Origin of the sequence: Arthrobacter sp. KBS0703 (assembly GCF_002008315.2) — a bacterium.
Lineage (GTDB): Bacteria > Actinomycetota > Actinomycetes > Actinomycetales > Micrococcaceae > Arthrobacter.
The window spans coordinates 795,552-808,627 of the sequence record NZ_MVDG02000001.1 but is presented as its reverse complement, the minus strand read 5'-3'; the positions used below and the strand labels follow the sequence as shown (position 1 = coordinate 808,627).

Annotated in this window: 13 protein-coding genes and 1 pseudogene; 7 read left to right on the top strand and 7 right to left on the bottom strand. The window is 66.7% G+C overall.

All coding sequences use genetic code 11. The features are described 5' to 3' along the window. Positions 1–202: 202 nt before the first annotated feature. Positions 203–1,456 (top strand): NAD(P)/FAD-dependent oxidoreductase, encoded by a 1,254-nt coding sequence (locus tag B1A87_RS03840; protein ID WP_078028037.1) that lies wholly within the window; start codon positions 203–205, stop codon positions 1,454–1,456. On the opposite strand, the gene B1A87_RS03835 is transcribed toward B1A87_RS03840, so the two are convergent. Next, positions 1,435–2,664, bottom strand: a complete 1,230-nt coding sequence (locus tag B1A87_RS03835; protein WP_078028038.1) for a cysteine desulfurase family protein — start codon at positions 2,662–2,664, stop codon at positions 1,435–1,437. The two genes, B1A87_RS03840 and B1A87_RS03835, sit on opposite strands and share 22 nt — an antisense overlap. 337 nt (positions 2,665–3,001) lie before the next feature. Here B1A87_RS03835 and B1A87_RS03830 point away from each other — a divergent pair, with 337 nt between their 5' ends. Next, positions 3,002–3,658, top strand: coding sequence for a DMT family transporter (locus B1A87_RS03830; RefSeq protein WP_260680634.1), 657 nt, complete (start codon positions 3,002–3,004; stop codon positions 3,656–3,658). On the opposite strand, the gene B1A87_RS03825 is transcribed toward B1A87_RS03830, so the two are convergent. Then, positions 3,648–4,322, bottom strand: coding sequence for a metalloregulator ArsR/SmtB family transcription factor (locus tag B1A87_RS03825; protein ID WP_078028039.1), 675 nt, complete (start codon positions 4,320–4,322; stop codon positions 3,648–3,650). The genes B1A87_RS03830 and B1A87_RS03825 overlap by 11 nt on opposite strands. 89 nt (positions 4,323–4,411) lie before the next feature. Between B1A87_RS03825 and B1A87_RS03820 the strand changes: the two genes are divergently transcribed. Further along, positions 4,412–4,828 carry a hypothetical protein gene (locus tag B1A87_RS03820; protein ID WP_139362789.1) on the top strand — a complete coding sequence of 139 codons (417 nt, stop codon included), beginning with the start codon at positions 4,412–4,414 and terminating at the stop codon, positions 4,826–4,828. A gap of 59 nt (positions 4,829–4,887) precedes the next feature. Here the strand turns inward: B1A87_RS03820 and B1A87_RS03815 are convergent, their stop codons facing one another. Next, a complete protein-coding gene (locus B1A87_RS03815) occupies positions 4,888–5,484 on the bottom strand; it encodes a hypothetical protein (RefSeq protein WP_260680632.1) in 597 nt (198 codons plus the stop codon). A gap of 387 nt (positions 5,485–5,871) precedes the next feature. On the opposite strand from B1A87_RS03815, the gene B1A87_RS03810 reads away from it, so the two are divergent. The 4 genes from B1A87_RS03810 (at position 5,872) to B1A87_RS03795 (ending at position 9,033) form a co-directional block, all read left to right on the top strand. After that, positions 5,872–6,819, top strand: a complete 948-nt coding sequence (locus tag B1A87_RS03810; protein ID WP_078028041.1) for a J domain-containing protein — start codon at positions 5,872–5,874, stop codon at positions 6,817–6,819. Between the two features lie 68 nt (positions 6,820–6,887). Then, positions 6,888–7,355 carry a tRNA (cytidine(34)-2'-O)-methyltransferase gene (locus B1A87_RS03805; protein WP_078028042.1) on the top strand — a complete coding sequence of 156 codons (468 nt, stop codon included), beginning with the start codon at positions 6,888–6,890 and terminating at the stop codon, positions 7,353–7,355. A 228-nt stretch (positions 7,356–7,583) separates the two neighbouring features. Then, positions 7,584–8,189 (top strand): sigma-70 family RNA polymerase sigma factor, encoded by a 606-nt coding sequence (locus B1A87_RS03800; protein ID WP_078028043.1) that lies wholly within the window; start codon positions 7,584–7,586, stop codon positions 8,187–8,189. A 1-nt stretch (position 8,190) separates the two neighbouring features. Further along, a complete protein-coding gene (locus B1A87_RS03795; protein ID WP_078028044.1) occupies positions 8,191–9,033 on the top strand; it encodes an anti-sigma factor domain-containing protein in 843 nt (280 codons plus the stop codon). Between the two features lie 228 nt (positions 9,034–9,261). Here the strand turns inward: B1A87_RS03795 and B1A87_RS03790 are convergent. From B1A87_RS03790 to B1A87_RS03775, 4 genes and pseudogenes are all read right to left on the bottom strand, one after another. Next, positions 9,262–10,689: pseudogene (locus B1A87_RS03790) on the bottom strand (gluconate:H+ symporter). A gap of 21 nt (positions 10,690–10,710) precedes the next feature. Then, entirely contained in the window at positions 10,711–11,250 is a 540-nt protein-coding gene (locus B1A87_RS03785) for a gluconokinase (RefSeq protein WP_078028045.1), read from the bottom strand. A 73-nt stretch (positions 11,251–11,323) separates the two neighbouring features. Continuing rightward, positions 11,324–12,103, bottom strand: a complete 780-nt coding sequence (locus B1A87_RS03780) for a PIG-L deacetylase family protein (protein ID WP_078028046.1) — start codon at positions 12,101–12,103, stop codon at positions 11,324–11,326. A 4-nt stretch (positions 12,104–12,107) separates the two neighbouring features. Further along, positions 12,108–13,061, bottom strand: a complete 954-nt coding sequence (locus B1A87_RS03775; RefSeq protein WP_078028047.1) for an electron transfer flavoprotein subunit alpha/FixB family protein — start codon at positions 13,059–13,061, stop codon at positions 12,108–12,110. Between the last annotated feature and the right edge of the window lie 15 nt (positions 13,062–13,076).

Sequence of the window (13,076 nt, the reverse complement as noted above, 5' to 3'; positions counted from 1 at the left end):
CGGATTCTGAAACGCAGTGCGGGGCGCGGGTCACTCCCCTGTTGGCACCTACGTCAGATGACACACCGCTTGCCCATCTATTCTAGCGCCCGGCCGAATCAGGCCCTAAATTCCCTTGACCGCGCAGGACGGCACTTCTAAAGTCAAACGTACTGGTTTTAGAACGCGGCCGCACTCGGCCACCGGATGAATCGAGCATGTCATGACTCTTGAGAGCATCATCATCGCCGGTGGCGGCCTGGCGGGGGCCACCGCGGCACGCACGCTGCGCGCCGAAGGCTTCCAGGGCAACATCACCGTCGCCGCGGCCGAAGCGCATCATCCCTACATCAGGCCCCCGCTGTCCAAGGAATACCTGCTGGGAAAAGCCGGTGAGGACGCCGTCGAGGTGGTTCCGGAAACCTGGTACGCCGAAAACAACGTCAACCTGCGCCTCGGCGCTCCCGTGGCCGGCGTCGATCCTTCCGCCCGCATCGTCCGCTACGCCGACGGGGCAACCGAACGGTACGGAGCCCTGCTGCTCGCCACGGGCGCGGCGCCCCGGCAGATTCCGCTGCCCGGCAGCGGGCTCGACGGCGTTACGACGTTCCGCACGCTGGATGACAGCCGCCGCCTGCGCGGGCAACTCGCGGCCGGTGGCCGGAAGGTGGTCCTCATCGGCTCCGGCTGGATAGGAATGGAACTGGCGGCAGCCGCGAGCACCTACGGCAACGAAGTCACCCTGCTGGGACTCGAGGAGGTTCCGCTCGGCGGGGCGATCGGTCCGGACCTGGGCAGGTTCTTCCGGTCGCTGCACGAGGGCTACGGTGTCCAATTCCGGCTGCCGGCTTCCGCTACGGAGATCACGGGGCACGCAGGAAGCGCCACGGGCGTCCTGACCAATTCGGGCGAGCATCTGCCGGCAGACGTTGTGGTCATCGCCGTGGGCGTGGTTCCCGACACCGCCCTGGCCAGTTCAGCCGGCCTCGAGATCCGTAACGGGGTCCTCACCGATGCCTCACTGCGGACCAGCGCCCCGGATATTTTCGCGGCGGGCGACGTCGCCAACGCGCTGCATCCGTTCACGGGTGGGCACCACCGCAGCGAACACTGGGCCAACGCGCTGAACGGAGGCAAGGTGGCGGCCAAGGCCATGCTCGGTCAGGAGGCCGTCCTGGACGCCATTCCCTACTTCTACACCGATCAGTTCGACGTCAGCATGGAGTACTCGGGATTCCCCACACTCGCGGCGGGGTCTGCTCCCGTCATCCGCGGCTCGCTCGAAGCGAAGGAATTCGTTGCCTTCTGGCAGCGGGACGGGCGCGTGGTGGCGGGGATGAACGTCAACTGGCCGCGCACCGGCAAGCCGGGCGCACAGAAGACCATCAAGGCCCTCATCTCGGCCCGCTCCGAGGTGGCGGCGGCCGCCCTGGCGGACGCGGCAGTCCCCTTTGATCAGCTGATTCCCGAACCCTGACGGGCAACGGTGGCGGCAGTCTGGATGGAGGACTCATGACCGGCCATGCCCGCCTGCCGGGCGCGGGCATATGCTCCGGGGAGGGCGGCTAGCAGCGCGTCCACATCCTCGTCAGTTGACGGGTGGCCCAGGGTGAAACGCTGGGCACCCCTGGCAGTTGCCTCGTCCAGTCCCATGGCCAGGAGAACGTGCGACGGGCGCGGAACACCGGCAGTGCAGGCGGAACCCGTGGACGACTCGACGCCGGCGAGGTCGAGGAGGAAGAGCAGGGAATCACCCTCGCAACCGGGGAACGTGAAGTGCGCGTTTCCGGGCAGCCTTCCGGGGCCGCGCGCCCCGCGGAGCACGGCAGAGGGCACGGCGTCCTGCACCCCTGCGATGAGTCGGTCCCGCAGGGCGGAGATCCGCGCGGATTCCGCCGGGAGGTTTTTGGCAGCGGCTTCCGCCGCGGCGGCAAAGGCGGCGATGGAGGCTGTGTCCAGCGTGCCGGAACGGACGTCACGCTCCTGGCCCCCGCCGTGCTGGACCGGAGTGAGCTTCACGGCACGTCCCAGGAGCAGGGCCCCGACGCCGACCGGGCCGCCGATCTTGTGGCCGGAGATGGACATCGCGTCCAGCCCGGAAGCCTTGAAGTCCACGGCAACCGACCCGAATGCCTGCACGGCATCGGAGTGCACCGGCACTCCCGCCGCGCGGGAAAGCTCGACAACCTGCGCGATGGGCTGGATGCTGCCCACCTCGTTGTTGGCCCACATGACAGTGACAAGGGCGATGGACGCGGGATCCCGGAGCAGCTCGGCCTGGAACGCCTCAAGGTCAAGGACGCCTTCCGAGTCCACCGGAAGCCAGGACACCTCAGCCCCCTCGTGGCGTTCCAGCCACTCCACCGTGTCCAGAACGGCATGGTGTTCGACGGCGGTACACAGGATGCGCCGCCGGCGCGGATCCTGGCCGCGCCGCGACCAAAACAGACCCTTGACTGCGAGATTGTCCGCTTCGGTGCCGCCGGAGGTGAAAATGACCTCCGACGGGTGAGCCCCGGCGGCCGCGGCAATGGCCTCCCGCGAGTCCTCCACGGACCGCCGCGCGCGTCGGCCCGCACCGTGCAGTGACGACGGGTTTCCCGTCCGGGCCAGTTCACGGGTCAGCGCGGCCAGGGCCTCGGCGGCGATGGGCGTGGTGGCAGCATGATCCAGGTAAGCAGGCACGCTTAAAATTCTACCCGCGGCTTAATTCTCCCCGCCGCGAATTACTCCCCCGGCGACCGCCGCGGCCGCCCGCCCCAATGCCTCCTGTTGGCGCACCGCCTGTAGATTCGAGCGGTGAGAGCGCCCATCTTCCTCGTCATTGCCACCCTGTTCTGGTCCGGAAACTTTGTCGTAGGCCAGGCGGCGATGAAGTCAATGACGCCGCTGGAGCTCACCTTTTTGGCGTTGGGCCCTCGTGGCCGTGCCGCTTCTGCTCCTCGCTCACCGGGTGGAAAGACCGGACTGGCGGGCCGTGCTGCGGCGCTAGCCCGCGCGCCTGCTCCTAAGCGCCCTCGGCATGAGCGGCTACACGCTGCTGCTCTACAGCGCATTGGGCCACACCTCTGCCCTCAACGCCTCCCTCATCACGGCAACCAATCCGGCACTGATCGTGGTAATGGCCATATTCATGCTTGGAGACCGGCCCGGCCCGGTGGGCTGGCTTGGGATCGCACTGGGCCTGTTCGGCGTGCTTCTTGTCCTCACCGGCGGCGACGTGCAGCAGATTTCCTACCTGTCGTTCAACGCCGGCGAGCTGCTCATGCTCTGCGCGATCGTCGTCTGGGGGCTTTACACCATCATTGCCAGGCGGCTGGACCTGCCGGCCATCGCCGCCACAGCTGTCCAGGTGGCGATGGCGACCATCTCGCTCACGCCAATTGCACTGGCTGCAGGCGCGGAGCTACCGGACACCGCCGCCGGAGCGTGGTCGCTCGCGTACGTGGCACTCTTCCCGTCGTTCGGCGCCTACCTGCTGTGGAACCTGGCCCTTAAGTCCACCGGACCGGCCGTAGCCGGAAACTACCTCAACCTCATAGTGGTCTTTACGGCAGTGATCACCCTGCTCCTGGGCATTCCGGTGACCACCCCGCAAATACTAGGCGGATTGTTGGTCATCTCCGGCGTGCTCCTCACCGGAGTGAAGCGCCGGGCGCGGCAGCCAGCTATGGCTTGATCCGGGCGCAGCAGCGCCCGGCTGTCCGGTCCTCTTCCACCGTGTCTTCAGGCATGCCGCAGGCCGCGGCGGCTCCGCTCAGGAAGGCACCGTTCATTGCGCACACCACATCCGCATGTCCGTCCGCCAGCCGGTGGAAGGGACAGTTCATGAGAACAAGTCCGCCGTTGCCGTCCGGCGCCGGCCTGTACCCGATCCCGCTCAGCAGGTCCTCGAATGACGCTCCCCCGGTCGCGGACGCACGGCCGCGGGAGTACGACGTGGCAAGCAGCGCCTCATGGGCAGACGCCCTGCCGGACATCGATTCCTCGATCGCGGAGGCCATGAGCTCGCCGGCCAGGTCGTAGCTCCGCTCCGGGACCGACGCTCCCACTTCCTCCAGCGCCGGGCGGTAAAGTTTCGCCGGCCGGCCGGAGCCCGGGCCACCCTTCCCGCCGAGCTTCCTGAACTCCACGGCAAGCAGGCCTTCACGGACCAGCCTGTCCAGGTGGAACGAGGCGGTGCTCCTGGGCAGGCCCAGGCCTTCCGCGGCGTCGTCGCGTCCCACCGCGGAAGCCGACGCAGCGACGAATTCGAACAGCCGCCGCCGGGTGTCATCCCCCAGCGACGCGAGGGCGGCGAGGCGGCCGGCCCACGAAAGCCTGGTACTCGGTTGACGGTTCATGACTCCAGCGTATCTCTAAAAACAAGATCCGTTGCTAAATAAGGTGCGCGGGTCTAAAATCAATATATCCACTTTTAGAAGGAGCAATCATGAAAACCACAGCATTGAAGGAGCCCGGACGCACGGAGGCACTGGCTCCGGACACGGTCAGGCAGGCGTTCCTCCTCCTCCGCACCGTCTTCACGGTGGCCCCGGTCCTGTTCGGGCTGGACAAGTTCACCAACGTGCTCACGGACTGGACAAGCTACCTCGCCCCGGTGGTGCCGTCCGTGGTGCCGCTGCCCGGGCAGACCATCATGTACGCCGTCGGCGTTATCGAAATACTCGCCGGGCTGTTGGTAGCCTTCCGCCCGCGGATCGGCTCATTGGTCGTCGCGGCCTGGCTGCTCGGGATCATCGTTAACCTGTTGATCCTCGGCAATTTCTACGACGTAGCCCTGCGGGACTTCGGACTGCTCGTGGGTGCCCTGGCCCTGAACCGGCTCGCCACAGCCGCAAAACGGTAACAGCAGGCCAGCGCCCTCGCACGCGCAGGGGCCGCCATGCTCCGCCCACGCGTTTGCCGCTATTCCGAGGGCGGAACCACGGTCAGCAGGCGCTCGACGTCGGCCCTTGCGGCGGCGAGCGCCGGCGCAGACGGGCATGAGACCGATGCGTACACGGAGGAACCGGCCGTTCCGAACACCCTTGCCAGCACAACGGCGGCCCTGCCCGCGGGCCGGGCCGCCCGCTCAAGGACAAGGACGTCCACCGTCGGCCCAGGCCTGCCCGGTTCCCCGCCCCAGCGCAGCACCGCCGGTTTGAGGTATTTGGGCAGAATGGTCGGGTCGAGGTAGGCGAACAGCGCGGCCGTGGATTCCCGGTCATCCCCCTTAACCAGGGGCCACTGATTTGCGCTCACCTTCGCCGCAACCTGGCAACCGTCGGACTTGAGGTAGACGTTCGTACCGCCTCCGCCGCTCCCCGAACGCCTCCATTCCGGCGCGTCGGCCAGGCCCTCGGACAGCCCCACGGGGATCCCACGGGCGAGCGTGGTCCCGGCGGAAAACGTCATGTTGCGGGCGGCGACCGCCGCGGCGTCGTAGCCCGGAGTGATGGTGGGAGTGGCTAGCTGACGTGTGGCAGGCGCTGTGCCGGGAACAGCCGGATCGGGTATCCCCACGCTGCAACCCCCGAGGAACGCGACAGCCGCCGCTGCAGCCACGGCCTGCCGCCCGCTGCGGCGGATTCCACTCCGGGGCCTGGCTGCCATACGCACCTCACTACTGAATCACGGACGTCGACTGACGGACACGGCTCATGGACACGGACCCACGGACCCGGCTGTCATGTGGATCCCGGATCACCCGGGAGGCCACCGCGGCACCTGGCAAAGCCGGCCCCGCTCCCGGAAAAGTCTAGACGTCCGGCCTGCTTCTGCCGGACCTCCAGCCACTGGGAACCCGGGACACGGGCCCGTGCGTTGTCTGAGTAGCCCGGCGACCCGGCCGATATGCTGGGCACACCGGGCTGCAAGTCTGCGCTGGCAACGACAACCGAAGGACCATGCTTGACCGAGGGCAGCAGTTCCCACTACGAGGTACTCCGCGTCGCCGTGACCGCCACGGAAAGAGAGATCAAGGTGGCCTACCGCAAGGCGGCCCGCGCTTCCCACCCGGATCACGGCGGCGACGCCGCCGCCTTCCGGCAGGTCACGTTGGCCTACGAAACGCTGATCGATCCCCGGCGACGCGCAGCCTATGACCGCTCCTATGCGGGCGGACCGCGCCACAGGACTCCGGCGGGCGCCGACGAGGCGCACTTCGACGCTCCGGCCGCCGGCAGCCACGCCTCCGCCACGATCCACCGGCCCGGAACTCCCCGGAATACCTCAGGTGACGCCCCTATCTACGTGCCGCCCTTCGACGTTCCGGGCAGCGTGCCGCTGATCCCCCTCGACCTGGCCAGCCAACAGATCCACGGAATGCCAAGGAAACGCGGCATCTTCGGCGCTGAAGCCAGGATCCAGCGCGAGATGCGTACGGTGCAGCTCATCGACAGGCAGGTCCTCCCGGCCATCCCGGCGGCGCGGCTGATCAATGGACTGCTGTCTCCCGCCGACAACAGCCACATCGACCACGCCCTGCTCTCCGGCTACCGGCTGGCGTTGATCGGCTCCATGCTCCTGCCCAAGGGGGCCTACGCGTGGGACGGCAACACGCTGAACCACGGCGGCAGGTCCATCGCTCCCCCGCAGCTCGCCCCGGTGGTCAGGCGGATGCAGGACATTTTTCCGGAACTGAACGTGACCGGCTGGACTGTGGTCCACAGCCCGGACGGCAACCTGCATGAACCGGTCATCGATCACCACCGCCGGGCCCGCGGCGCTTCTGACATGGTGCAGGTGGTCAATGCAGCGGGGCTGTCGAGGGGCCTCAAGCAGTTCTTGGCCGGGGGCCCGGCACCCAATACCGTCAATCTGCCCGTGCTCGCCCGGCTGCTCCGGGGCATGCACTGACAGAGGCTGTCCCGCGGCACTGATGCACGTGCGTCCGCCGGAATTTTCCCCGGCGATAGGATGGAACCGTGTTCCGCATCCTCTTCCATACCCCTGAAATTCCCGGCAATACCGGCAACGCCATCCGCCTGGCCGCCATCACCGGCGCCGAGCTCCACCTGGTGGAACCGCTGGGCTTCGACTTCTCCGACGCCAAGCTGCGCCGCGCCGGCCTGGATTACCACGACCTGGCCGTGGTGACGGTTCATCCCGACATCGAGGCCGCGTGGGAAGCCCTGCAGCCCGCGCGGGTCTTCGCCTTCACTTCCGACGGCGAGGTGTCCTACACGGACGTTTCCTACCGGCCGGGCGACGTCCTGCTCTTCGGCCCGGAGTCGGTGGGACTGCCGGAGGAGTTGAAGCACGATCCCCATGTCACGTCCAGGGTCCGGCTGCCCATGCTGCCGTCGCTGCGTTCCCTGAACCTGGCCAACGCCGCATCGATCGCCGTGTATGAGGCCTGGCGGCAGCAGGGCTTCACGGGCGCCCAGCTCTGACCGGGAGGTCCCGCCCGGGAAGCATGCGGGGGGAACTAATCGCCTGCCCGCACCCATCCGGAGCTGCTCCGGCGCCGAATCACTCCTGAGCAAATCCCCCGGATTGAGGAGCGGCAGGTGAAAACAGTTCATGCGGGCAGGACGGCACTGCGTTTTGCCCGGCACGACGGTGCCGTATCCGGTTCGGGTGCTCAGCGATTGTCGTCCGGCGACCTATGCTTGACTGTGATGGAAACTCCCAACGCGCCGAACTTTGGCGCCCCAGCGCCGCCCGGCACCGCCGTCGACCTTAACCGCCAGCTCGCAACGCTGCTCGAGCGGATTGCCGGCGGCGACCAGGCGTCCTTTGCCGAGTTCTATCAGCTCACCTCGCGCCGCGTGTTCGGCATGGCCCGCAGGGTGCTCATCGATCCGGAGCTGAGCGAGGACGCGACCCAGGAGGTGTTCCTGCAGGTCTGGCAGAACGCCGCCAAATTCGATCCGGCCAGCGGCAGCCCACTGGCGTGGCTGATGACCATCTCGCACCGCCGCGCCGTGGACAAAGTCCGGTCGTCGCAGTCATCCACTGACCGTGAGGCCAAATACGGCGCCAGCAGCCAGGACATAGACCACGATTCCGTGTCCGATGAGGTGGGCAGCAGGCTGGAGGCCGAGGCCGTGGTCCGCTGCCTCGAGACCCTGACCGAGACACAGCAGGAATCCGTGCGGCTCGCCTATTACGGCGGCCTCACCTACCGCGAAGTCGCTGAAAAGCTCAACGCGGCCGTACCTACCATCAAGTCCCGCATCCGCGACGGACTGATCCGATTGAAGACCTGTCTGGGGGTGAGTTGAAATGACCGATACAAATGATGCACACGGCCGCCAGCTGCCCCGTGCCTTCGCTGCCGACATTTCCACTGACCTCGCAGCGGGCCGCGCCGTCGAGCTCGCCGAAGTCTACGCGCTCGATGCCGTGAGCGACGCTGAGCGCGGAGCCATCGAGGCCTACGTCAGCACCGCCCCGGAAGCAGAACGCCAGTCCTTCTACGAGCGCGTCCGCCAGGCCAGGGAAACACTCGCCACCTCGTTCACGGACGAGGAGGAGCCGCCGGCAGACCTGTTCGACCGCATAGTGGCCCAGCTTCCGGCGCCATTCGCGAATATCGGCAGTGCGCCTGCCGTCGCGGCGGCTGTGCCGCCCGTGCCCGATCAGCTTGCCGCTGCACGCGAACGCCGTGAAGTCCGACGCCGGTCCCCCGGCGTTCGCAACTGGCTGGTCGGTGTTGCGGCTGCTGCGGTGATCGCCTTGGGCGGCGTGGGTGTCGGCGCCTATGTGGCCAACCAGAACGATCCGCTGCGGCAGGTCCTGGAGGCACAAGACGTTCGCCAGGCGACCGTGGATGTCAGCGGCGGCGGGACGGCGACAGTTTCCATCTCGTCGTCGAGGGACGCCCTGGTGGTGCGGATGAAGGACGTTCCCGCTCCTCCCCCGGGCAAGGTCTACCAGATGTGGCTGATCCCGAAGGACGGTTCCGCTCCGGTTTCCGAGGGCCTGATGGATGCCGAGGCCCTGTCAAAGCCTGCCGTCGTCAAGGGGATCGGCTCGGCCGCCTCGCTCGGGATCACCGTGGAGCCTGAGGGCGGCTCCGCCTCGCCCACGCTTCCCACGGTTGCTGCCGCGGCGCTCAACACCTGACCTCACCTGGCCGTGGCCACCCGGTAGCCGAACATTGAACTAGGGCCCCGTCCGCGGGGCCCTAGTTCGTCCGCGGCGGGCTCCTAGTTCGTCCGGGGGGCTCCTACGTCCGGGCCTACTACCTCCGGGCTACAACGTCCGGTGGGGTTAACGACAAAAAGCCGCGCAGGCCCTGCCCCTATGAACCAGGAGCAAGGCCTGCGCGGCTCCGCCGCACGTGGTGTGACGCTAAATGATCAGCGACAACAGCATCACGAAGCCGAAGCCGACCACCGAGATCAGCGTTTCCATGACGGACCACGTCTTGAACGTCTGGCCCACAGTGAGTCCGAAGAGCTCCTTGACCAGCCAGAACCTGTCTCTTATACACATCTAGATGTGTATAAGAGACAGTGACCCTGCACCGATCGCCAAGGCCAGCAGCGCGGCATGGGTGGGGCTCAGCGAGCCGCCAGCGGCGCGACGATTCCGGCCGCCGTCACCGTGGCCACCGTCGCGGAGCCGGTGGCCAGCCGCAGCGCAACTGTCTCTTATACACATCTAGATGTGTATAAGAGACAGGACCAGCACCGACATGTTGGTGCCTTCAGCCCACTTCTTGACGGCGTCGCCGACTCCCGCGCCGATCAGGGTCTGCTTGAAGCCGCCGCCCGCACCCACAATGAGCAGGATGGCCGCGATGGGCCCGAGGCTCGCGCCGATCTTGGACGTGATCCGGTTTCCGGTGAAGCCCACGGCGTAGCCGAAGGTGACGATGGCCAGGAGCACCGCGAGGGTCATGGCCACGAGGGGCTGGCCGACGAAGTCGAAGAAGATCCGGACCGGCGGTGCGGTCTGGGGGTCCGGCCAGATGATGTCCACGATTGCCTTGGCGAGCATCAGCACCACGGGGAAGATGATGGTCAGCAGGGTGACGAGGAACGTCGGCTGGCGCTTGACGCCCGTCGTGTCCGCGCCGTGCTCCGTGTCGATGCCGCCCGCAACCGCCGGCGCGCCGACGGGAACCCATTTGGCCGCCAGCCGGGAAAACAGCGGTCCGCAGATGATGACCGTAGGTATGGCCACCAGCAGGCCCAGGGCCAGCGTGGTGCCCAGCTCGGCCTTGACAGCGCTAATGGCGATCAACGGGCCCGGGTGCGGAGGCACTAGGCCATGGAGCACGGACAGGCCGGCCAGCGCCGGAATGGCAATGCGCATCAAGGGCATGCGGGAGCGCTGGGTAACCAGGACCACCACGGGGAGCAGGAGGACCAGGCCGATCTCGAAGAACATCGGCAGCCCGATGATGACGGCCACGAGCGTGATGGACCAGACCACCTTGTTGCCGCTTGCCTTCTCCAACAGGGTGTCCACCACCCGGTTCGCGCCGCCGGAGTCTGCCAGGAGCTTTCCCAGCATGGCGCCCAGGGCGATCAGCAGTCCGACTTCTTTGAGGACGCCGCCTACTCCCTCCTCGAAGTTGGTGATGATCTTGGGCAGCTCGACGCCGGATGCCAGGCCCACGAAGGCCGAGCCCAGCACGAGTGCGAGGAAGGGGTGCAGCTTGAGCTTGGCGATCAGCACCACGATGAGGGCAATGCCGAGGCCAGCCACAACCAGCAGCTGGGTGTCGTGGCCTGTCCAGCCTTCGACGGCAGCGGGTAGCTGCGTTGCAATGCGAGAGTTCAAGGTAAGTTCCTAGTTCTGATCCGGAGCGGCGGAGGCAGCTGCGAGATTCAGTCGTTCAATGATTTCCTGGGCCTCCTCGGCCGGGGTGGCCGAGACGCACAGGGCGATGTAGTTTTCATCCTCGGTGGGTTCTTCCAGCGCCTCGAACTGCGATTCGAGCAGGGCCGGAGGCATGAAGTGTCCGTGCCGTGAGGCAAGCCGGCCCGAGATGTTGTCCTTGCTGCCCTGAAGAAACACGAACACGACATTTTCGCCCCGGAGCACATCACGGTACCGCTTCTTGAGCGCTGAGCACGTGATAACGCCCGGAGTGCCGGCCTGGGTGTGGTGCCGGATCCAGTCAGCAATGGTTTCCAGCCACGGCCAACGGTCGTCATCGGTGAGGGGTTCGCCGGCCTGCATCTTGGCCACGTTTGCCGCAGGGTGCAGGTCGTCGCCTTCCGCGAGGTCCCAGCCGAGCTTGCCGGACACAACGCCGGCCACTGTTGATTTGCCGGATCCTGAGACGCCCATGATCACCAGGACCGGCTGCTGTGCAGTCTTCGCCATCAAAGTCTGCCTTCCTGAATAAATATGATTTAAACAGAGGCAAGCATATGACACGGGTTACAGTGTGGCAATACTAGAAGCCCGCGATCGTGCCCGGCCCGTTGATTGTTACGACGTGGAATGCCTCCGCGCTGCGGCCGTCCGGCAAACCCGCGCGCCGTGCGTTGACCTGCATTCCGTTGCGCACGGCAGCCTCCATGGCCTCGACGTCGGGGTGCTGGCTGACATGGACGTGGATCGCCCCGAGCTTGCTGTCCACGTGCTCCGTGACGTCGGTGAAGTGGTTTTCGCGTTCCTCCGGCCCGGCATAGAGCCACAGCCACGGCACCTTGTAGGCCTCGAGGCCGGATTCGGCCAGTTCCGGATACGCGTACGGGTTTTCCACGGCCGGGTAGACGGCCCGGGTCACCGCTTCCCCGACGGCCAGGTGGTCGGGGTGGCTTTTCTGGATGCGGTTCCAGTTGCGTTCCGGATGCATGGAAAGCACGACGTCGGGGCGGATTTCGCGGATCAGCTTCACCACTCCCCACATCACCTGGTGGTTCGGTTCCAGGAATCCGTCCCGCTCGTGCAGATAGTGGATGTCGGTGACGCCGACGAGCGCTGCGGCACGCTGCTGCTCGGCGGCCCTCATGGCGATGATTTCGGCCCGGTGGGCCGGATCGAAACCGCCGGCATCGCCGTCCGTCATGATGCAGTAGCTCACCTCGACGCCGGCTGCCGTCCACGCGGCGATGGTCCCGGCAGCGCCAAAGTCGATGTCGTCCGGATGGGCGGCGAAACAGAGCACCCGCTCAACCCGGTGCTTGTCCGGGTTGAACGGGCTCTGTGCCGGAGCAGCGTTTGAAGTCAAGGACTCAGCCCTTGCGCTTCTTGATTTCTTCCGTCGCCTGCGGCAGGACCTGGAAGAGATCCCCGATAATGCCGAAGTCAGCGATTTCGAAGACGGGAGATTCCGCGTCCTTGTTGACGGCCACGATCACCTTCGCCGTCTGCATGCCGGCCTTCTGCTGGATGGCGCCGGAGATGCCTGCCGAAATGTACAGCTGCGGGGATACGGTCTTGCCGGTCTGGCCGACCTGGGCGTCGTGGCTGATCCAGCCGGCGTCTGTTGCCGCCCGCGATGCGCCCACGGCAGCACCCAGCGCGTCTGCCAGGTCCTCCACCGGGCCGAAGTCGCCGTCAAGCCCCCGTCCGCCGGCCACCACGATCCGCGCGTCGGTGAGGTCCGGGCGGCCGCTGACGGCCTTCTGTTCCCGGGCCGTGATGCGCGCTGCCGAAGCAGTGGCGTCGGCAGGCACGTCAACCGTCACTGTTTCGGGGGTGCTGGGCGCCGCGGCCGGTTCGGGGGTGACGCTGTTGGCCTTGACCGTCAGCACGCTGACCGGCGTGGTCGCCTTAGCCGCGGTGGTGTAGGAACCTGCCAGCACTGATTTGCGGGCGGTGCCGTCGGGGTCGACGGCAACGACGTCAGTGATTACGCCTGCGCTGAGGCGGATCCCGAGCCGCGCCGCGATTTCCTTGCCCTCAGGCGAATTTTCAACCAGCACCGCGGTGGCGCCGGACTTGTCGGCCGCCGCCGCCACGAAAGCTGCCTTGGGCGCCACGAGATAGTCATCAAGGTCCTGCGCGGAGGGCCGGTAGACGGCAACGGCCCCGTGCTCACCGAGGGAGGCTGCGACGCCGTCGTGCAGTTCGCCGTTGACGGCCACGGCCGTCTCCCCGAGGGAACGGGCGATGGTGAGGAGTTCAAGGCTGCTCTTCTTCAGAGCCTGGCCGGGGTTGTCAATGAATACCAGTACGTTTGCCATGTTGTGTGATCCCTC

Excerpts from the sequence above, each read along its gene's own strand:
- B1A87_RS03775 (WP_078028047.1), bottom strand. The coding sequence starts at position 13,061 with ATGGCAAACGTACTGGTATTCATTGACAACCCCGGCCAGGCTCTGAAG.
- B1A87_RS03840 (WP_078028037.1), top strand. The coding sequence starts at position 203 with ATGACTCTTGAGAGCATCATCATCGCCGGTGGCGGCCTGGCGGGGGCC.
- B1A87_RS03785 (WP_078028045.1), bottom strand. The coding sequence starts at position 11,250 with ATGGCGAAGACTGCACAGCAGCCGGTCCTGGTGATCATGGGCGTCTCA.
- B1A87_RS03800 (WP_078028043.1), top strand. The coding sequence starts at position 7,584 with ATGGAAACTCCCAACGCGCCGAACTTTGGCGCCCCAGCGCCGCCCGGC.
- B1A87_RS03830 (WP_260680634.1), top strand. The coding sequence starts at position 3,002 with ATGAGCGGCTACACGCTGCTGCTCTACAGCGCATTGGGCCACACCTCT.
- B1A87_RS03825 (WP_078028039.1), bottom strand. The coding sequence starts at position 4,322 with ATGAACCGTCAACCGAGTACCAGGCTTTCGTGGGCCGGCCGCCTCGCC.
- B1A87_RS03795 (WP_078028044.1), top strand. The coding sequence starts at position 8,191 with ATGACCGATACAAATGATGCACACGGCCGCCAGCTGCCCCGTGCCTTC.
- B1A87_RS03820 (WP_139362789.1), top strand. The coding sequence starts at position 4,412 with ATGAAAACCACAGCATTGAAGGAGCCCGGACGCACGGAGGCACTGGCT.